Raw genomic sequence first — 19,651 nt, forward strand, 5'->3', positions numbered from 1 at the left:
TTCCGAATAAAAGCTTTTGCGTTATCTCTGCCGTATGCCGGTTATAGACTACACACTAAGTCCCAATCGGCGCCGCCGGGCACACTATTGGTCCACCATTTGGCCTGATAAACAGCATTGTCATGCACGACCATGTCACCGCCTGCGGCATGATCCCCCTGCGGCCAGTTGGGATACACAGGGATAACATCCGTGTTCAGGTCGCCACAGGTGTTGCCGCCTGAACCGTCGGTGGCTTCCGGCAAGTTGGGATATTCAGACTTAAAGGCGTAGCTTTTACCGTTTTTAGCTATGGTGAAGTTCACCGGACCGCTTACGGGCATGTAATACATCACCTGAGCATCTACCGTCTGACCGGGAGCAAAGGCTTCATCTACCCCGCCCCACTCATTGGTTAAGGTGATGGCGAAACGGTGGAATTCATTGTCAAAACCGCCGATATTGTTCCCCGCCGCATTGGAGCCGTTGCTAACCACCTCCAGCTTTAACTTTTTGGTGGCATTCCAGTTGGATTTAAAAATCGCCGAGGTCGACACAGGTACATCAAACGAGATAGTGGCCCCGGTAAAATCGATTTGCGAGTTATTAGTAAAGCTAAAGGTCGGGCTGATGGGATAGTTGTCATCACCGAGCGGGAAGTCTTTAACGCCAAAGCTGATATCCACCATCTCTGCCGGTAAGGCAAAGTCAGGGTTGCCCATTTGTGTGCCGTATGCCGTGCCGCTGAGCTTGAACTTATCAAAAGCCAGACTGGTCATGGTTGAGCCCATAAAGTATTCGCCCTTGACGCTGTCGAAAGCAAAATCTCCCGCCAGCTCCCAAAACATGATGCCGCCCAGTTCGTTGTTGATGATGTAGTCGAGTTTGGTCGCCATCGACGCTTCATCTTCACTGGATAAAAACACGCTTTTTTCTGCATTCCATAACCAGGGGGCCACGGCGACCGCATCATAATGGCGGACATAACTGCCGCTAAACCTGTCGTCGGGATCGGTATCCGGCGTCAAACCATAAGCGGTTAAATAACTCGGGGTAATGCCGTTTTCCAGGTTTTTCAGGTGCCACAGCGGGTTGCTGCCGGCGGGTACTTCACGGTCGTTTTCAATATCATGCCAGAGGTTGTCGATACCGATAGCGCCGTTGCCGCAGAAGTTTTTATCCCCTTTGCCGGTACCGTCCGGGCAATTAGCCTGATCCGGGAATTTCGCCTGGCCCCACAGGCCCTGGCTGCCGCCGATAACGTCCTTAAAGCCCCGGCTGTAATACGGCACACCGATATTAATGCGCCCCGCGCTCAAGCCGCCGCGGAAATAACGCACCGCCCAGTCGGTATTAAGGTAACCTATGCCTTCAAATTCCTTGGTGGTATAAACATCCCAGGCCTTAAGCTCTGAGTCTTCCCCGGTATCAAACAAGGCGGCGTTATGGCCGACATGAGAGTTCCATGCGCCGTGTAAGTCATACGACATGATATTGACATAATCGAGGTACTTCACCGTCTGGAAGGTTTCCATGCCGCGCAGCAGGTAACCGGATGAAGGAGAGGCGATGGTGAGCATATAATGCTTGCCCGATGCCTGTCCGGCAATATCCAACGCCTCGCGCAGGCTTTTCATCAGCACCTGGTAAGATTGATTTAATCCTCCCCGGCGGGCATTGGAGATGGCAAAGTCTCCCGGATGACCGGCATCATCCATAGAGGTGGGATATTCATAATCGATATCAACCCCGTCAAAGCCATATTGCTGGATGAAATCCACAACACTGGCAGTGAAGGTATCTATACCCGCCTGGTTAACACTGCCATCGGCATTGGTGGTCATGGTATAAAAACCGCCGCTGGCCACCCGGCCATTTTCACCGATATAACCGCCGGTTTCTGCCCAGCCACCGACCGAGATTAATGTTTTCACGTCCGGGTACTGTTTTTTGTATTTATTGAGCAGGTTGAAATGTCCCTTGTAGGCAAAGTCAGGATCCATCTCGGCACCGACAACACCCGGCCATTGCATTCTGGTGGCGGGGTTATTGGCAGCACTGGCATCACCGATAGAAATTTTATCATTGACATCAACATGGGCGAAGGCGTAATTGATATGGGTAATTTTATCCCAGGGAATATCATTGACCAGGTAGGCAGGCTGCTCATTGCTGCCGTTACGCCAGCTGGTGAAATAACCAATGACCCGTCTTGGATGATCCGCGCCCATTTCTTCCCGGCCGTCGGCATCGTAAATACTGCAATAAGGCGTATTCACGCCCGGCGTCTGGTATAGGCCTGCCGGTTTACAGTCATCACGGCCATTGCCGGGATCCCCGCCCTCTTGTACGTTAAGGGTTATCACCTCACTTTGGCCGCTGGCATTTTTATCATCCCTGGCCTCAAGTTTAAATTCAACTGTACCAGCCCTGCTCGCCTGCCAGGTATAACTGGCATCCGCGCCGGTATTGCTAAACACGGAAATACCATTTTCAAACAGCTCCAACGCCGTTAACTGGCCGTCACTATCGGCCCCCGATAAGGCAAACACCACAGAGTCGCCAATCTTGATCGGCGATGGCGCAGATACGATCACCAAAGATGCCGTCGGCGCCTGATTATCCGGGCCGCCATCGGTCACCGTAATATTCACCGGCCGGGCATCAGCCTTGGCCCCTTTATCGTCAACCACCACCGCCGTTAATACGTGCTGCCCGGCCAAGGCCGTCCAGCTTACCTGGTAGGGTGAAGCTGTGTCTGTGGCCAGCAAGCTCTCTCCCAGATAAAAATCAACGCCGGCCACCTGGCCGTCGGCATCTTTGGCATCAACCTTAATGACAACGCTGTCATTTTTAGCGAAAGAAGCATTGTTTGCCGGGGAAATCCAACTCACCGTGGGGGGAATATTATCCGGGGTACCAGTTGAACAGTCGCCAAGTTTTTTCCACTCATCCCAGGGACCGGAATTATCAACGGGATTTGACTGGTTCCACCATTTGGCTTCAAACGCTTGCTCACTTGCCTGAACCTGGTTGCCTGCCAGATAGGCTTGTCCTGCCTGCCAAGGGCTAAGTGTGCTGCAGTCAACCTCGGCGGCCTGCGCCGGAAGCCCTGCTATTGCCAGGGAAATCAGCCCTAACGCGGCCGATTTGTGCTTGATTTTTTGTATGTCCATATAACCTCTCTGTGTTTTTTATTTTGATAATCTTGCTTATCTTTTTGTTATTTTTACCTCGATTTAAAGGTAAAATAAAACCTATCACAGTTTTAACTATTTTCAATGTTGGCTGATATTTGTACGATAAATACGGTAAGTACAGAAAAAATAACCACTATCTCGCTGCAAAGCCTGAATTTAGGACGATGCGGCAGTAAAATCCCCTTCGGTGAGAATTGTTATTATTTACATGCAATATTCAGTAAAACCTAAAGCGACTAAAAAACAAACACACCAATAACAACAGGTTAACCACCTTATTCCACAACAGAATAACTTATAACTTAAAGTTATAGATGTTTTGTATAATTTCACTTTTCTGTAACTTTTTTTCGTTATTTATTTACAGCTGTTTGCTTTTTTATCCTTTCCGCTGGCAAATAAAGCCAACGGTTAAAACAAGTTATTATCGATAAAGAGAAGATATTAAGGTGTTGGGAAACTTGGATTTGTAAGCTTAAGGCAGCAACGATTGGGGGCATTAAAGATAAACAGGGATCAACCAAGACCCCTGACAGCTTAATAAAATTATAATTATCAAATAGATAATTTAATGTTAGCTTCCCGGGTTATACAACTTGTCCCAGGCACATTTATAGACGCGATCAAGGCTGTTCCAAAGCCAGAAACGCGAACAATTCCCGTCATAATTATAATTGCCAACATTGATATCATAAGGCCCGATATTGACTCCCTGCAACGAGCGGTAAGCACCGTTATACAACAAGGAGAAATGCAAATGAGGCCCGGTAGAACTTCCCCCCTGACACAAGGCATTGCGCCTGCTGCTGGCATAAACCCCAAGCTTGGTATTGCCATCAACCCACTGACCGTCGTTCACCTCAATATGGTCCAGATGATAATAATTAGTGCCCCAACCGTTAGGATTAGTCACCCTCACCTGACAGGCTGAAAACACGCTAACCCAGCCGCTATGGGCAGAGGCAACACTGTAGGTTTGCGCCCCCCAGCCGGGCCAGTTGTAAGAGACATCAATGGAAGATAACGGATATCCGGAGCCGGTATGCGAATGGGCGCCATTGGAGATCCAGGTATATCCCTGCCGCCAGGGCATTTGCATCATATCGGTTGGCGGGGTTAAGGCGCTGATATCATCCACGGCTGCCTGCTGAGCATTGCTTTCATCAAACTCAGGTGCCAATGAAGCTTCCAGCACGGTTTCGCCAAAAAGCTGGCCATAAATGGCCAGGAAATCCTGATAAGCAATATCAGCATTGATTACTGTCTTATCCTGCTCGCGACTTTGCTGACCCATCTGATAAAGACTTTCCTGCATCAGAGCGATCAGGGCTGCCGTTGCCGCCGTCAAAATCACCTTAGTTTGCGGTGTATTTTCATCCTGCACTACCTGTACTTCCCTTTGCAGGCCTTGCTGACTAACCCGCTGATAGTCATAGAAATAAGAGGACAGCTTTTTCAGCTGCTGCTGTAATAGCTGAGAAAAATCCGTGTTTTCATTCAAGGGGCCTAAAGCCGAAGGCATCACATCCAAGTTGAGCTCCATCAAGGCCAAAACAACTTTGGGACTAATGCTGTAGTAACCGCTCCAGTGGGAAATTAACTGGTAATAGTCCAGTAAATGCGGCGTATAAGTTTCAAGATAACGTTTAAGATCTAAGCTCTCAGATAAGGGATCATAAACAAAATTAGCATCGCTAAATTGCGGCAAACTGTCTATGGCAGGCACTTGTGTCAAGGCCTGAGGATTAAAACGTTCACTGTCCTGTTGATGAATGTCCTGTGCACTCAGCACTGACGAAGCCGTTAATAACAACACAGCTAAACCTTTCTTTTTTAACCCGGGGCTGGTAAACATATGTGGCATCCTTTTCACTCACGTTAATTTATTGATTTTTCAATTCGTCAAAATATAAAATCAAACCGTTAAAAACCTTGTCGGCACCAAAAAATAACAAACACCTTTATCCCTGAAGTGCCTGATAACCCTAGTAAACAGGTCAAAGTTTCACAAACCAAGCTTACCGATTTATGAAAATTGTCTTATTTCTTATGTTTTAAAATTACTTTTTTATCGTTTATGATGAAATAAAAATACACTGGTGATTCATCAATGCCCGGGTATAATTCTCCCGCGGATCAAATTTTCTCAGCAGGAACAAGCGTTAACACAGCCTATGTTAGATATATATGCCGGTAAAACGGCGCTAAAGGTGCTCAGGGACAACGGCTTTAAGCCGGATTTATTCAATACCTTTCTCGGCGCCAGCGGCGGCCCGAAATGGTTCACCTTATTTGGCCTGGACAAATACCTCTTTGGCGAGTTTTTTAAAGACAGGAACAGCGAGCTTAACCTGGTAGGCTCCTCTGCCGGGGCATTTCGCGCCGCCTGTTTTGCCCAAAAAGATCCCTTAGCCGCCATCACCCGCATGGCGACCTCTTATGCAGAAACCGTGTATTCATCCAAAGCCACCCGGGGAGAAATAACCGAAAAAGCCATCGGCCTGCTCGATTATATGCTAGGAGAAAACGGCATTGACGAGATCCTGCAAAACCCGGTATTTAAAGCCCATTTCCTGGTCAACAAAAGCCAGGGGCTCACCGCCAGCGAGAATAAGCTGGCCCTGACTTTGGGGCTGGCGAAAAGCTTTGTGCTTAATAAGATCGACAGAAAGTTATTACGCCGCCAGTACCAGCGCTTCGTTTTTAAAGCGCCGTCAAGCCAGCTGGCGATAGAAGATTATTGCGGTTTCGATACCCGCTATATCGATTTAACTCGGGAGAACCTCAAAGAATCTTTGCTGGCATCCGGCTCGATTCCCCTGGTCATGGCAGGCATAAAAGATATTCCCGATGCCCCCAAAGGCATGTACCGGGACGGCGGTATAGTCGATTATCATTTTGACATCAAAGTACAAAGTAAAAGCGCCATCTCAGATAAATACCAACAAGGCTTGATCCTCTACCCGCATTTTAATGCCAACCCCAAGGCCGGCTGGTTCGATAAAAACCTGAAACGCAGCATTTCAGCAGAAAATTATGACAATACCGTGATGTTGGTGCCTTCCGATAAATTTGTCACCTCCCTGCCCCATGGCAAAATCCCCGACCGCACCGATTTTACCGCTATGGCGCCGGATAAAAGAATTCATTACTGGAAAACCGTACTAAGCGCCACCGAACAGCTGGCCCAGGCGCTGGACCAGCAAATAAACCGGTTGGAAAAAGCCGAAATAAAGCCAATAATCTAATAACCTTCAGCGCAGGCAACCGGGAATGTCAGCAAAAATCAGGAGAGCGAGTCACATCATGAGTAAAAAATTAAACCCGTTAACGGCCGAAGAAACCCGGGTGATCATCAACAAAGGCACAGAGCGTCCTTTTACCGGCAAGTATGACGACTTTTTTGAAACAGGATATTATACCTGCAAACAATGTGATGCCCCCCTGTATCGCTCTGACAGCAAGTTTGCCTCCCACTGCGGATGGCCCAGTTTCGACGATGAAATACCCGGGGCAATCAAGCGTGAAACTGACAGTGACGGCAGGCGCACGGAAATTTTATGTGCCAACTGCGACGGCCATCTCGGTCATGTTTTTACCGGCGAACGCCTGACAGAAAAAAACGTCAGGCACTGTGTTAATTCCATCTCGATGAACTTTGTCAGTAGCGACGAGCAATAATTTAAGCTCACCGGAACTCTAAGGTTTTCAGGCATCCGACTCCGAGTGCAGCACCAGGCGGTTGCCTTCACTGTCATGAATAATGGCGCGAAAACCATAAGGGCCTATGCCATGGATATCGGTGATCACTTTACCGCCATGGGCGCTCACCTGGCTCACGGCATCACGCAACCGGCCGTCGACATTAAGATAAAGCATAATACCCGCCTTGGCGCTGATCTCTTCCTCATTGGGCACCAGGCAGCCGCCGTTACCTTCGCCATGCTCCAGCACCGCAAAGGTAACGCCTTCTTCTTCCATAATATCTACCTTAACCGCCAAAACTTTACTGTAAAAACTTGCTGCCCGGATCAGATCTGCCACAGGAATATCAAACCACACCGCCCGGTTATGCCGGGTATTAAAATCACTCACCGCTTTCTCCTTTATCATGTTATCGACAGTTCAGGGTCACTTTAGGCTAACTCGAAGGCCTGAAACTTGAAACCCCGTAATAAGCCGCTACTATCGAGGCCAAAAAACCCACTACCCAAACCAAAACACTGTCTACTTCTTTCACGCTGGCTAAAATACCGTTGCAGGTTTTTGCCATCACACATTCACTCGTGCCGTCGTATATAGCACCAAAACCAAGAAAAATCACGATACCGATAATGGTCAGCAAGGCGAGATAGGCCATTTTGCGCCGGTTGGTAAAACGGGTCACGGCATAGTCGAATAACCATTGGCGAATTTCGGGGTCGATGTCTTTATCTTTGGCGATTTCCCTTAAACTGGTAAGGGGGTTTTGGGAAGAGTCGGGGGGAATGTTATTTCTCAGTGCCGGTAGTGAGAATCCTTTTGCCGATGAAGACTGGCCGCTTGCTTGCTGTGCACCACTTGCTGACTGCCGTGTCTTGTTTTCACTTCCCTGGGCATTATTCGTCATAATATTTCTTAGCCTCTATTGTCCGTTGATACTTTCCACACCTTATTTACCTATACCATACTTTCTATGCAATAAAGTGGCTAACTGCAAGGGATTATTGATAAATTTATGATAATTTCTTTTTGGGCGGCAAATAAACCCAGGTAAGTACAACCAGCAGGGCAAAGAGTGAATAAGCAAGGATAAAGACCCAGTCAGGGGCCCGGTAATAAAGCAGATATTCCAGCCAGTGGCCGATAAAGCTGCCGCTGTATTGCTTATCCCCGGCCAGGCCCCTGAGCCACATTTCCAGGGTGGTCACCGGGCATATCACCCCGAGCCAGGACTGGAGCATGACAATCAAAATACAAAACAGGTGAAACAGGCGGAAACGGTAGTTTCGCACCCATAACCAGCCCCGGTATCCACCAAGCAGGGTGAGCAACAAAGCCCCGACAACAAACAGCACGAACGAAAAGTGCAACAGTAAAACAGCATCCGCCAGATAATGATATAGCTGCGTCATAATCCCCCTTATTCACCGGTTCGGCCAGGCCGAAATTAAACTCAAATCAACGACAATGAAGCGCCTGAACCAGGTGAAAAGTGAAAAGGAAATCAGCCCGGCACCAGTAACTGCGCCACCTTTTTCGCCGTTGTCGGCCCCTGGGTCAGGCCTAAATGACCATGACCAAACGCATAAACGATATTGGCATCGGCCTCGCTGCGCTCTATCACAGGCAAAGAGTCCGGCGTCGACGGCCTTGCCCCCATCCAGGGATAAAACTCTGTGCTGTCTAATGCCGGAAACAGCTCGCGGGCAATCTCATTGATCCGGGTAAAATAATCCCGATTTACCGGAATATCGTCACTGACCAGCTCGGCCCAGCCGCCGATACGCAGGCCATCATCAACCCGGGTGGCCACCACACCGCGATCGGCAAACATTATCGCCCGGTTGATGGCTATGCCGGGTCGGGTATAGGTTAAGTTATAGCCCCTTTCTGCGGTAAGCAGTTTTTTCTGCCCCAGTTTTTTTACCAGTGGCCCGGAGTTAACCCCACCGGCGACTATCACCTGATCAAAACCGGCGCTGTTGCCGTTTTTAAAATTTACCTTAACGCCATGACCGGTGCTGGTTAAGGCGGTAATATCTTCACAAATAAATTGTCCGCCCAGCTTATAGCAATAATCCATTAACCCGCTGACAATTTTTTTAGGATCGCTTACCGTCATCCACCCGGGAATTAAATAACCGCCGCTGAATATTTTCGCAAGCTCAGGCTCAAGTTCATAAATTTGCTCCGCACTCAGTCGGTGACAGTCAAAACCAAACCTCTCCCGGGTAGCAAACTCCTGATGACTTTTATCCAGGCTGGCCCCGCTTTCATATAAATAAAGCGCACCGTCGCGATGCAAGTGATCGCTTAATCCCGCCGCTTGATAGAGTTGCTCGGTATCCTTGTAGACACTCTGGTTAAATTCGCCGAGTTTATCAATGTTTGCCTGGTAGGTTTTTTTATTGGCATTGAGCATAAAACTCACCAACCAGGGCATAAGTTTCGGCCACTGGCCAAGGGGCATTTTTAACGGTGCCTTGGCATCGAGCAGCATAGGCAAGGCATCAAGCAAAATCCCGGGGGCGGCCAGCGGAAAAATAGCCGAGGCGGCGATATGCGCAGCATTGCCCCTCGAAGGCCCCGCCTGCCCCGGCATCGCCCGGTCAAACACAGTTACTTTAGCACCACAGGCACTCAAGTGGGCGGCGCAACAGGCGCCGACAATACCGGCCCCGACGATGGCAATATTTTTACCTTTTAACATCTGCTCTGACTTTATCATGCTTTAGCTTCTTCCTGTATCAGACCAACGGCTTAGCGCAGCAAATCGTCGGCTTCACCCCAGCAATCGGACAGGCTGAAACCTTGCGGGTAAGGATCGCTCGGATCCACTCCAATCTGGTGGAAACCGTGAATCCAGCCACGGCCGGAAACCTTAGGCAAAACCGCGGTTTTCCCTGCGACTTCACTAATACCGGTAAAGCTGATATCAAAACGGCTGCCGATAACGGAATAGGCACTGTACTTATCCCCGACGGCAATTTCTTTGCGGGCATACATCACCGCCATACGGGCGCTGTTGCCTGTACCGCAGGGAGAGCGGTCCAGCCTGCCGGGGGGCAAAACCGTAGCGCCAACAGGCTCGCCGCTTTCGGTTTTATCCGTGAGCATGGCATAGGAAATCCCTTTAAGCTGATCGTTTTCCGGATGTACTATCTGCATTTGCCGGTTTAACTGGCGCTGCACTTCGCTGCCGATTGCCACCAGTTTCCTGGCATTTTCCGGCGTTATGCTGATACCTAATTGCCGGCAGTCGATCAGGGCATAAAAGATACCGCCAAAGGCAATATCAACCGTTAATGTGCCGAAAGACTCAGTCTCGACTTTTACATCCAGCTCATGGACAAAACTCGGCGTCATGGTCAGTTCGACCCGCTGGCATTTGCCGTCTTTACAGTCGGCAGTTGCCGTTACCAGGCCGGCAGGCATATCAAAAACCACTTGGGTCTGCGGCTCCTGCATCTCGACCATACCGGTTTCAAGCAAAACCGTGGTGGTACAGATACAGTTGGAGCCCGACATCGCATGGGCCTGATCTCCCTGTAAAATAATAAAACCGGCATCGGCGTCTTCCCGGGTAGGCGGCAGCAAAATATTAGTGCTCATCTGGGCATAACCCCGGGGTTCGAACACACAAAAACGCCTGATGCTGTCGTCGACCTCATTGATATAGGTCATTTTCTCCAGCATAGTTTTTCCGGGAATATCGATTATTCCCCCGGTCACTACCCTGCCCACTTCACCTTCTGCGTGAGCTTCAACCATATGTAACGTTTTTTTCCAGCGCATGCCGATACTCAAAATAATTAAACACAAGCGAATAATATATTGTATACAAAAGATCCGTCAATAGATAATATCGAAAAATCTGCCGCAGCAATAAATAGCTTTCTAAAGATCAGCGACTGATTCCTGCTTATTACCCATCTTACTCATCTTAATGAAATAAAACCTTCATTTTTCTCCCTATAAAAAATTGTATACAATATACTTAAAGCTTGTTATGCTTTTCCCATATTCAATCAAGTTAACTTGGTTTTTCTTTCGTTTGAAAAACTCCAGAGGAACATTAATGAAATTTCAAGGCATATATACCCCGGTGATCACCACTTTCGACCAGGCAGGCAATATCGACTACGCCGCCTGGCAGCAAGTATTAGACAAACAAATCGACAGCGGTGTTCATGGTTTGATCATCGGCGGTTCGACCGGTGAATTTTACGGCATGAGCAAAGCCGAACGCCTGGAGCAATTTGCATTTGCCAATGAATATATTGCCGGCCGTGTCCCCTGGATTGCCGGTGTCAACGACATGCTGGCCACAGAAGCCTATCAATATGCCGCGGCAGCAAAAGCCGCCGGCGCAGATGCCATGTTAGTGGCCGCGCCCCCTTATTCCCTGCCCGATGCGCAAGAGCTGGCTCAACATATTATCCGTATTGATGAAGCCGCCGGTATCCCGATCATTCTTTATAACTATCCCGGCCGTACCGGGGTGGAAATCGACACCCAGTGCCTGGACCTGATTGCCGACCGTCCTAATATCGTCGCCATTAAAGAGTCCAGCGGCGATGTTAACCGTATTCACCAGTTAACCCTGGACTATCCGCAGCTGCAAGTAAGTGCCGGCGCCGAAGATCAGGTGCTGGAATTTTTTGTCTGGGGCGCCCAAAGCTGGGTTTGTGCCTGCGCCAATATTTTCCCAAGTGCCTGTGTCGCTTTCTATCAGGCCTGCGTGGTGGAAAAAGACTTTGTTAAAGGCCAACAGTTTATGGCGGCATTAATGCCGGTCATGGAATATTTAGAGCAAAGCGGCAAGTTTGTGCAATGCGTAAAACTTGGCGCACAGCTGCAAGGGTTAACGCCGGGTCCGGTGCGCCTGCCTATGCTGGCGCTTGATGATGAAATGGCGGCCCAGGTAAGCGAAGTGATTAAAACCGCGGCACAACAATTAGAGCAAATAATGGCGAGCTGATTTCTTACTTAGTTTTAGCTTATTTTTAGCTTATTTTTAGCTTATTTTTAGCCCACTAACACAAGAGGGACTTCCATGACAGATCTACTCACAAAGCAGCAGTACCAGGCACTCGCAGACGAGTTAACCTTGCCTGCCAAGGCCTTTATTAACGGCAAATTTGTTGACGCCGTTGACGGCGGTACTATGCCCAGCACCAACCCGGCAACCGGTAAAGTGCTGGCCGAAATCGCCGCCTGTAACCATAAAGATGTCGATATCGCCGTCGCCAATGCCAAAGCGGTTTTTGAACGCGGCGACTGGGCAAATTTACACCCCAGCGATCGCAAAAAAGCGATCTTAAGGTTTGCGCAGCTGATTGAAGAAAATGCCACCGAGCTGGCTGTGATGGAAGCCCTGGAAGCGGGAAAACCAATCCACGAATGTGTAAAAACCGATTTACCGGAAACCGTCCATTGTCTGCAGTGGCATGGCGAGGCCACCGATAAGTTATACCAGCAACTGTCCCCTTCCGGCGACGATAAGCTAGGTATGATAGTGCGCGAGCCCCTGGGTGTGGTGGGCTGTGTCTTACCCTGGAACTTCCCGCTGATGATGGCGGCATGGAAACTGGGACCGGCGCTGGCATGCGGCAACTCGGTTATCATCAAACCGGCGGAAAGCACCAGCATGACCACTTTACGCCTGGCGGAACTCGCCCTCGAAGCGGGCATTCCTGCCGGGGTCTTTAATGTCTTACCCGGCCTGGGGCCAGATGTCGGCGAACCTTTAGGCTTGCATCCGGATGTGCAAATTGTCGCCTTTACCGGCTCTACCAATACCGGCAAACGTTTCCTGGAATATTCGGCAAAAAGCAACTTAAAACGCATCGTGCTCGAATGCGGCGGCAAAAGCCCGAGTGTGGTGCTTAGCGATGCCGAAAACCTGGATTCGGTGGCAGAGAACATCGTCGCTGCCGCCTTGTGGAACATGGGACAAAACTGTACCGCCAATTCCCGCATCATTATCCACAAAACAGTAAAAGCCAGACTCACCGGAAAAATCATTGAAAAAATGGCCGACTGGCAAACCGGCGATCCCCTCGATCCCCAGTTTATGTTAGGCAGTATTATCAACCGCGGCCAATACGATAAAATACTGACTTATATTGAAACCGGCATTACCGAAGGCGCCACCCTGCTCATGGGCGGCGCACCGATTAAACTCAATGACGGTTTATTTATCGCGCCGACCTTATTTGATCATGTCACCCCTGAGATGACGATAGCGGTTGAAGAAATCTTCGGCCCGGTATTTTGCCTGATGGAAGCCGAGTCTGACGAGCATGCGCTCGAACTCGCCAACCAAAGCTGTTACGGCCTGCAGGCCTCTTTATATACCGCCAATGTCAAAAAGGCCCATCGCTATGCCCGCAAACTTCAGGCAGGTACGGTATCGGTAAACTGTTTCTCCGAAGGGGATATCAGCACACCTTTTGGCGGTTTTAAACAATCGGGATTTGGCGGCCGGGACAACTCGCTCCAGGCCCATGATCAATACAGTGAAGTGAAAACCGTCTGGCTTGATTTAGCCGACTAAGGTTAAGTGTTTGCAGTTACAACAGCACCGCGCCATTCATCTCCCTGTGGCGTCGGTGTTGTTATTTAAAGCATGTCCTAAAACAGGGCTTTATTTGGTAAACATTTTATTAAACAAGGCTTCTGAGGCTTTCAACCCCTCATCAGTCAACCACACCGACTTCGTTTTGTTGATGGGATCATCAATAAACCCTTTCGCATGCAGCCGGTTCATCACCTCAAAATCCATGCCTTTCCATGCCCTGCGCTCATCGTGTAAGGTAAGATACAAGAGTGCCAATACTGTTGAATCGATTTTATCTTCATCTATTTCCATAAAATACTCCACATTCAAAATTCGCACTTAATACACATAACACACTGATGTTTTGGGGTTCTTGTTTCCAATTACCCCGGCATCTTGATTAACTCAGAGACCTCAAGCGAACCTTTCACCTCAAGAAAAGGACAAGCCCCGGCAATTGCCAGCGCCGCTTCAATAGAGTCTGCTTCTATGATGGTATAACCCGACATGGCGGTAGTACTCACTGCCGTCACCTTGCCGTCGGGATGAACGGTATGGGTATTTTTTATCGGGTTGGCGGGGCTGATAGCCGCATCTGCCAGCGATGACAGCCAGGCCTGGTATTTGGCAAAGTGCTGCTTGCCTTCTTCCGGGGTGGACGGCTGCTCGCCGCCAAGATAAGTGATCAAAAACTGAGGCATTCCCTTTCTCCTTTGTTTTGCTAATGACCTGATAATAATAGCTGTTTATTTGCCATTACCTGTATACTCATGTTTTATTTACTCCGGCGCCAGTTCCCGGTAGCTGCCGTTATTGATAAAACCGCTCACATAAACCGGCAAACACCTGACCGGCATCAGCTTCGATAATATCGCCATGGGTCACTACAATCCGGTCGAAATTCCAGTTTTTGACCCGGGTAACAAAGGAGGCAAAGTCGGTTTTATTTTTGATGGTAAAACCCATTTTCAGCGGCGGCGCCACACACTTGCCTTTAAATCCCAAGGGACGGAAAATACATTTAGTGATCACACCTGCCAGGCCGGGCGGGGTTTCATCACTGTGGTTTTGGATAAAGTCGGTGACGATCAGTGATTTGGTTTTTTTATGAAAAAATACCGATTCATTAAAAAAAGACACCCCGGGCATATATTCGCGTTCGAGATCATCACGCCAGATATTATCAAAGGCCTGATCAAGCAAGTGATATTGACTCAGCCCTAACTTCTTCGGGATGCCGCCACTGACATAAAGCCCGGCCTCGGGGAAAGCGTCCTGCCATTGCTGCAGCCAGGAATTATGGCCGTTACTGGCGCCGACAATAAAAGCCACCTGCCCTTGGGCTTCAACCTCCTTTTTTAACTCGGAAGAAAGCGCCGTCGGAGAATGCAGCCATAACCGGCCGTCGCTTAACCTGACAATTGTCATGCGCAGTCTCAGCGGCGTACCCGCCATGCTCATCACATCTTCATGAACCCAGATATCTTCTCCGATATTTCTCATAATACCGCTTTCCTTCTAGTGATCCGTAGTGAAAACAGGCAAATGCCCAACGAAGGCTAAACCTGCTGCAACTTATTACAGCTTGCTGTTTTATTTAGGTATTGTGACACTATATATTGAATTTTTTGTTTTAACCAATCCGGTCCTGCATCCGACATATCATTATGTCTGGCATCGGCTATTTTCACCACACAACTGCCAAACAACTTTTGTTCGTCACGGCTTGGCAATGCTACCCTGCGGTGATCTAAGGTGATAAGAAATTTCATTTACTATACCGTTTCCTCCCCCGTGCAGGTTATAGTAAATACCTTTCTTACCTTCAAAGTCATTGGGGTTATAGGGCTCGGCGGATTAGGTAAGGAATGCAAATCTCCTCACCTGATAGGCAAAATGTTTTTTGCTCGAATCCTTTGCTCTCGGGAGAAACATCCGATAATGCAATTTCTGACAAATAAATATTCGCACAAAAATATCGCGAAAAGTTTTATTAAAGGCAAAAATACATCCTGTTATTTATAAAGATGACAAACGGCGCATTAACTGTGCTTAACGCATAGATAACTTTACGAATCCACGATTTCCTTTATTGGCACCAGTTTACCCTACCGGTACAACAAAGGCAGCAACCTGATGATCTACATGGCATACTGCCAGCTTAAGTGAGTTTTCACCAGGAGCTGTTAATCAATATTTAACATGAAATGAAAGCAGCATCGCCAGCCCGGGCTCTCTTCTTTCGACCTTTATTTCCCCCTGCTGCGCCGATACCAGTTCATTCACTAAGGCCAGTCCTATCCCTGTTCCCTGGGTGGTCCGGGTTAATTCATCGCCACCACGATAGAAGAGTTCAAAAATCTTACTTTCCTGCTCCGGGGTTATTCCTTGACCATAGTCCCGTATTTCCATTTGAATCAGCTGCTTAGACTTAGCATGCTGACGAAAGATAAAATCAATTTTTTGCCGGCCGGCATCATTGATCTGCTCCTGGTCAAAAAACTTAACGGCATTGTCGGTAATATTAATGATCACCTGGGAAAAGGCGTCCTTATCAACAAAAACCAACATCTCCGCGGCGTTAGCTATTTCAACCATCATATTTTGCTGAAAGCCATGCTTGTCAATTAGCGACGATGTTTTAGAGCGAATTATATCCAGTAAAACCGTCAGCGGCGTATGTTCCGGCTGTACGGCCTGTTGCTGATGGCTCAGTTTAGAAAGCTGCAGAATATTATTGATCAAGCGCGTAAGGCGCTCACTTTCAGCATAGATAAACTCATAATACTCTTTCTGATATTCTTCGGATATTACCGTGCCCTCTTTCAGCATTTGCGAATACATTTGAATGGAGGTAAGCGGCGTTTTTAACTCATGGCTGACCGAAGAGACAAAGTTAAGCCTCTGCTCCCCTAATGCCAGTTGCTTGACACTCAAACGATAAAAGCCATAACAGGCGGACAAAATGGCCGCAATCAGCACAATAATAAAAACGCTGCTATAGACCATAGCCGGTGTCATAGGGAGCGAGTTGGTCGACAGGGACAGGGAATAGCCATCATAAGGCCAGCGAAGCCTGTTACTGTATATCACTTGTTGCTGAAAACGCGGCTCGGCTTGTTGCTCCCGGCTCACTTTTACCTGACCGTCAGGCAAGTTTTGATAGAAAAAATACTCGGGCTCGGTGGAGTACTTTACATCCTCTAGCTTAATCATTATCGGGCTGTCAAAACGTCTCTGTTCCAGCACTTCGGTCAATAATTGAAACAGGTAAGGTTCGCGCTCCACCAAATAACCTTGCAATCGGCTTTGCTCTGCCACCGAAACAACCCGGTAGAAAATAAAATAACCGGGAATATCAAAAGCCATAGTAAATAAATACTGCTTTTCACCTAAACCATCGTGGAGTCGTTGCTGTATTGTTTTGGACTGAGACAGGAGCTGGTAGATGTTAACTGCCGTTTCTTTGCGTACCAGCAATTCCGGACCTAACGCCGGATTTAACGGCTGAGCTAACGCCTGTTGCCCGGCTTTATCCGTATCCTCTTTGGACAGGCTGCTGTCAGATAAAACATAGGGCCAGATTGGACTGTTAAAATCTCCCTGGCTGTTATATTGAAAAAAGCCAACTAACCCGTCTAATTGTTGCGAAATTTTGGGCTGGGCAAAGTCTAATTGCGCCAGAGGCGACAGCACCTGCTGCGACTGCCGGGTAACCGGATTATATACCTGCTGATAATACTCAAATGCGTCCGCAGGTAAGGCGTTGGTGAGCATTCTTCTTTTCGCCAAGGTTCTTTCTGTTACCTGAACCAGGCTGCTTGCTTCACGCTGATACTGTTCGAGTAAATTTTTCTCGATTTGCAAAAAGCCGAAATACAGCAAGATCCCCAGGGGAATCAATAAACACAGCAAAAACCCTATGGCTAAATAACGTAACCGGCGCAAACGCTGAGCATAATTAAGCAAATGATTATTTGGAAAAATCCGCACTTTAGCTACTCACCCTTTTCAAAAACATCAAGTTAAACAACATGTAGTTGATACCCTTCGCCGCGGTGGGTCACTAAATGCCGGGGAGATTTGGGATCTGTCTCTATTTTCTTACGGATTTTGGCGATATGGATATCAACCGTGCGCGTATCGATATCACAGGTGGTTTTATAACCCCATACCTGCCTGAGCAACTCATCACGGGAAACGGGTTTATGCTGACGCTGCAGATAATCTAAAATTTCCACTTCGCGGCGGGTATATTTTATTTCCTGCTGATAAGAACTACCGGTGAGTGTTTGCGTGCAAATAAATACGCCATCACTGAGTACCAACTTATTATCAGTGCCGGTCCAGCCCGAACGCCTGATCAGGGCATTGACACGCAACACCAGTTCGGAGGTAGAAAACGGCTTGGCAACATAATCGTCAGCGCCAAGCGTCAAACCGTTAATGATATCTTCTTCGGAATTCTTTGCCGTCAACATCATAATGGGCTGGGTGCGGGAGTGCTGCCTCAGCTTATTACAAATTTCAAAACCATTGATAGACGGCAACATCACATCCAGGATAATACAGGCATACTGACTGGCCAATGCCCGGGTTAAGCCTTTTTGGCCATCGCTCTCGCTTTCAACCTGATAACCGTGAAAGACAAATAAATCTGTCAGGCCTCTTAAGATATGGGGTTCATCTTCTACGATCAGAAGTTTAGGTTTGATGCTCAAATTATTACCTTATTATTGTTATTGATACTGCCGGGTGAAGCTTCCGGAACAATTAGATCCTAAGTGTTCAAGATACAGGGGTTGGACAAAATCACGTGTAAACTTTTGTAAAATTTACCCCGTAGAATTTTTACTTTTCCTGCCTGTTTTAACGTTAAGCGCCTTTCTATAGTAGCCCTATCAGCTCACCTGTTGATAACAGGCATGAACATTAATACATCGAGTAGATTATGGATATAGTTAGGCCGAATAAAAAAAATAAATTAAGTAAAAAAATACTGCTGATAATCAGCCTGTTAATCACGTTAACCCTGATTTTATTCTTGCTGTTTAACAAAAGCCGAGCCTCATACCTGGCAGATAAAGACAGCTTGTTAATCGCTACCGTGCAGCGGGGAGAGCTTAACATTTCGGTGCGTGGCACCGGGGTACTGGCGCCGAAAGATATTCGCTGGATAGCCACCAATGTACCGGCCCGGGTTGAACGGGTGCTAAAAAAAGCAGGCGCCAAAGTAAAAAAAGGTGATCTGCTGCTGGAACTGAGTAACCCGCAATTGCAGCAACAATTAACGCAGGCCCGATGGCAGCTCCAGGCATTGGAGGCAGAAACACGGGCACGGCAAGTTGCCTTAGAATCTGATTTGTTGGATCAGGAAATTGCGGTGATCAATGAAAAACTGAATTTTAATAAAAGTCAGTTAACGCTGGACGCCCAAAAAGAGCTTCTGGACCAGGGCATAGTCGCCATCTCCAAAATCGACTATGAAGAAGTGAAAATTAACGTCGCACAATATAAGCAGCGCTGGGATCTTGAACAAAGACGCTTAGATAAAAGACGGGAAAACCTCAAGGCACAGGTAGAGGCAAATGAAGCCAGGCTAAGCAGTATGCGTAAAAGCGTAGAGCGCATTGAGCAGCAAGTCGCCGGTTTACAAGTAACAGCGACTATGGACAGCATAGTGCAGGACATGCCGATGGAACTGGGCCAGCAAGTCAATGCCGGCACCAACCTGGCGATGCTTGCCAGAACCGATCGCTTTATTGCCGAACTTCGCATTCCGGAAAAGCAAATTAAAGACGTCGTCATCGGCCAGAAAGTCACCCTGGATACCCGCAGCAGTAAAATTCCGGGCAGAGTGCAACGCATTGATCCCGCCGTGCTTAACAGCTCAGTGCAAATTGATGTTGAACTGCTTGGCCCCCTGCCCAAAGAAGTCCGCCCTGAGCTCACCGTAGATGGCGTCATTGAAATCACCACCATCGCCGACACCCTGTTTGTTAAACGTCCTATGTTTGCCACCAGCTTCAGTCAGTCCAGTGTTTACCTGATAGACAAACAAGGCGGCTACGCCAATAAACACGGGGTGACCTTTGGCAATATGTCCAGCCAATACATCCAAATCGAGCAGGGATTAAAAGAAGGTGAAAGCATCATAGTGTCAGACAGTTCGAGCTGGCAACAACATCAACAAATTCATATCAATTAG

17 protein-coding genes and 1 pseudogene are annotated in these 19,651 nt (G+C 48.1%); 5 read left to right on the forward strand and 13 right to left on the reverse strand.

The window, feature by feature from the left end; genetic code table 11:
- Positions 1-41: 41 nt before the first annotated feature.
- A complete protein-coding gene (locus SG35_RS19135) occupies positions 42-3,155 on the reverse strand; it encodes a glycosyl hydrolase family 18 protein (RefSeq protein ID WP_044834003.1) in 3,114 nt (1,037 codons plus the stop codon).
- Positions 3,156-3,753: 598 nt separating this feature from the next.
- Entirely contained in the window at positions 3,754-5,034 is a 1,281-nt protein-coding gene (locus SG35_RS19140; protein ID WP_044836436.1) for a M23 family metallopeptidase, read from the reverse strand.
- Between the two features lie 319 nt (positions 5,035-5,353).
- On the opposite strand from SG35_RS19140, the gene SG35_RS19145 reads away from it, so the two are divergent.
- Both SG35_RS19145 and SG35_RS19150 read left to right on the forward strand, forming a co-directional pair.
- A complete protein-coding gene (locus SG35_RS19145) occupies positions 5,354-6,427 on the forward strand; it encodes a patatin-like phospholipase family protein (RefSeq protein WP_044836435.1) in 1,074 nt (357 codons plus the stop codon).
- Positions 6,428-6,485: 58 nt separating this feature from the next.
- Positions 6,486-6,854: pseudogene (locus tag SG35_RS19150) on the forward strand (methionine-R-sulfoxide reductase); the annotation flags it as partial.
- 33 nt (positions 6,855-6,887) lie between these two features.
- Here the strand turns inward: SG35_RS19150 and SG35_RS19155 are convergent.
- The 5 genes from SG35_RS19155 to SG35_RS19175 form a co-directional block, all read right to left on the reverse strand.
- Entirely contained in the window at positions 6,888-7,274 is a 387-nt protein-coding gene (locus tag SG35_RS19155; RefSeq protein WP_053043507.1) for a VOC family protein, read from the reverse strand.
- A 46-nt stretch (positions 7,275-7,320) separates the two neighbouring features.
- Positions 7,321-7,788: a hypothetical protein gene (locus SG35_RS19160; protein WP_044836432.1), complete on the reverse strand. Its 468-nt coding sequence runs from the start codon at positions 7,786-7,788 to the stop codon at positions 7,321-7,323.
- Between the two features lie 106 nt (positions 7,789-7,894).
- A complete protein-coding gene (locus SG35_RS19165) occupies positions 7,895-8,293 on the reverse strand; it encodes a DUF2784 domain-containing protein (RefSeq protein WP_044836431.1) in 399 nt (132 codons plus the stop codon).
- A 92-nt stretch (positions 8,294-8,385) separates the two neighbouring features.
- Entirely contained in the window at positions 8,386-9,609 is a 1,224-nt protein-coding gene (locus tag SG35_RS19170) for an NAD(P)/FAD-dependent oxidoreductase (protein WP_274055160.1), read from the reverse strand.
- Positions 9,610-9,641: 32 nt separating this feature from the next.
- A complete protein-coding gene (locus SG35_RS19175) occupies positions 9,642-10,652 on the reverse strand; it encodes a proline racemase family protein (protein WP_274055161.1) in 1,011 nt (336 codons plus the stop codon).
- A 307-nt stretch (positions 10,653-10,959) separates the two neighbouring features.
- On the opposite strand from SG35_RS19175, the gene SG35_RS19180 reads away from it, so the two are divergent.
- Both SG35_RS19180 and SG35_RS19185 read left to right on the forward strand, forming a co-directional pair.
- On the forward strand, positions 10,960-11,862 hold the full coding sequence (locus SG35_RS19180) for a dihydrodipicolinate synthase family protein (RefSeq protein ID WP_274055163.1): 903 nt from the start codon (positions 10,960-10,962) through the stop codon (positions 11,860-11,862).
- 75 nt (positions 11,863-11,937) lie between these two features.
- On the forward strand, positions 11,938-13,440 hold the full coding sequence (locus SG35_RS19185; RefSeq protein ID WP_274055164.1) for an aldehyde dehydrogenase: 1,503 nt from the start codon (positions 11,938-11,940) through the stop codon (positions 13,438-13,440).
- A 90-nt stretch (positions 13,441-13,530) separates the two neighbouring features.
- Here SG35_RS19185 and SG35_RS19190 read toward each other — a convergent pair whose 3' ends face one another.
- The 6 genes from SG35_RS19190 to SG35_RS19215 all read right to left on the reverse strand — a co-directional run bounded on the left by SG35_RS19190 (position 13,531) and on the right by SG35_RS19215 (position 18,164).
- Positions 13,531-13,755: a DUF6429 family protein gene (locus tag SG35_RS19190; RefSeq protein WP_044836169.1), complete on the reverse strand. Its 225-nt coding sequence runs from the start codon at positions 13,753-13,755 to the stop codon at positions 13,531-13,533.
- A gap of 71 nt (positions 13,756-13,826) precedes the next feature.
- Complete coding sequence (locus SG35_RS19195; protein ID WP_044836168.1) at positions 13,827-14,144, reverse strand: YciI family protein; 318 nt, start codon at positions 14,142-14,144, stop codon at positions 13,827-13,829.
- Positions 14,145-14,253: 109 nt separating this feature from the next.
- Positions 14,254-14,946: a DUF4336 domain-containing protein gene (locus SG35_RS19200; protein WP_044836167.1), complete on the reverse strand. Its 693-nt coding sequence runs from the start codon at positions 14,944-14,946 to the stop codon at positions 14,254-14,256.
- Positions 14,947-15,002: 56 nt separating this feature from the next.
- Positions 15,003-15,215 (reverse strand): hypothetical protein, encoded by a 213-nt coding sequence (locus SG35_RS19205; protein WP_044836166.1) that lies wholly within the window; start codon positions 15,213-15,215, stop codon positions 15,003-15,005.
- Positions 15,216-15,633: 418 nt separating this feature from the next.
- Positions 15,634-17,436 carry a sensor histidine kinase gene (locus SG35_RS19210; protein ID WP_053043470.1) on the reverse strand — a complete coding sequence of 601 codons (1,803 nt, stop codon included), beginning with the start codon at positions 17,434-17,436 and terminating at the stop codon, positions 15,634-15,636.
- Positions 17,437-17,468: 32 nt separating this feature from the next.
- Positions 17,469-18,164 carry a response regulator transcription factor gene (locus tag SG35_RS19215; protein ID WP_044836165.1) on the reverse strand — a complete coding sequence of 232 codons (696 nt, stop codon included), beginning with the start codon at positions 18,162-18,164 and terminating at the stop codon, positions 17,469-17,471.
- 230 nt (positions 18,165-18,394) lie between these two features.
- Between SG35_RS19215 and SG35_RS19220 the strand changes: the two genes are divergently transcribed.
- Positions 18,395-19,651: an efflux RND transporter periplasmic adaptor subunit gene (locus tag SG35_RS19220; RefSeq protein WP_044836164.1), complete on the forward strand. Its 1,257-nt coding sequence runs from the start codon at positions 18,395-18,397 to the stop codon at positions 19,649-19,651.

This window comes from Thalassomonas actiniarum (assembly GCF_000948975.2).
Taxonomy (GTDB): domain Bacteria; phylum Pseudomonadota; class Gammaproteobacteria; order Enterobacterales; family Alteromonadaceae; genus Thalassomonas; species Thalassomonas actiniarum.

Bases quoted from the DNA above. Each gene is read 5' to 3' on its own strand.
- SG35_RS19200 (WP_044836167.1), bottom strand. From the start codon at position 14,946: ATGAGAAATATCGGAGAAGATATCTGGGTTCATGAAGATGTGATGAGC.
- SG35_RS19165 (WP_044836431.1), bottom strand. From the start codon at position 8,293: ATGACGCAGCTATATCATTATCTGGCGGATGCTGTTTTACTGTTGCAC.
- SG35_RS19175 (WP_274055161.1), bottom strand. From the start codon at position 10,652: ATGGTTGAAGCTCACGCAGAAGGTGAAGTGGGCAGGGTAGTGACCGGG.
- SG35_RS19145 (WP_044836435.1), top strand. From the start codon at position 5,354: ATGTTAGATATATATGCCGGTAAAACGGCGCTAAAGGTGCTCAGGGAC.
- SG35_RS19190 (WP_044836169.1), bottom strand. From the start codon at position 13,755: ATGGAAATAGATGAAGATAAAATCGATTCAACAGTATTGGCACTCTTG.
- SG35_RS19135 (WP_044834003.1), bottom strand. From the start codon at position 3,155: ATGGACATACAAAAAATCAAGCACAAATCGGCCGCGTTAGGGCTGATT.
- SG35_RS19170 (WP_274055160.1), bottom strand. From the start codon at position 9,609: ATGATAAAGTCAGAGCAGATGTTAAAAGGTAAAAATATTGCCATCGTC.
- SG35_RS19205 (WP_044836166.1), bottom strand. From the start codon at position 15,215: ATGAAATTTCTTATCACCTTAGATCACCGCAGGGTAGCATTGCCAAGC.
- SG35_RS19160 (WP_044836432.1), bottom strand. From the start codon at position 7,788: ATGACGAATAATGCCCAGGGAAGTGAAAACAAGACACGGCAGTCAGCA.
- SG35_RS19140 (WP_044836436.1), bottom strand. From the start codon at position 5,034: ATGTTTACCAGCCCCGGGTTAAAAAAGAAAGGTTTAGCTGTGTTGTTA.
- SG35_RS19180 (WP_274055163.1), top strand. From the start codon at position 10,960: ATGAAATTTCAAGGCATATATACCCCGGTGATCACCACTTTCGACCAG.
- SG35_RS19185 (WP_274055164.1), top strand. From the start codon at position 11,938: ATGACAGATCTACTCACAAAGCAGCAGTACCAGGCACTCGCAGACGAG.
- SG35_RS19195 (WP_044836168.1), bottom strand. From the start codon at position 14,144: ATGCCTCAGTTTTTGATCACTTATCTTGGCGGCGAGCAGCCGTCCACC.
- SG35_RS19220 (WP_044836164.1), top strand. From the start codon at position 18,395: ATGGATATAGTTAGGCCGAATAAAAAAAATAAATTAAGTAAAAAAATA.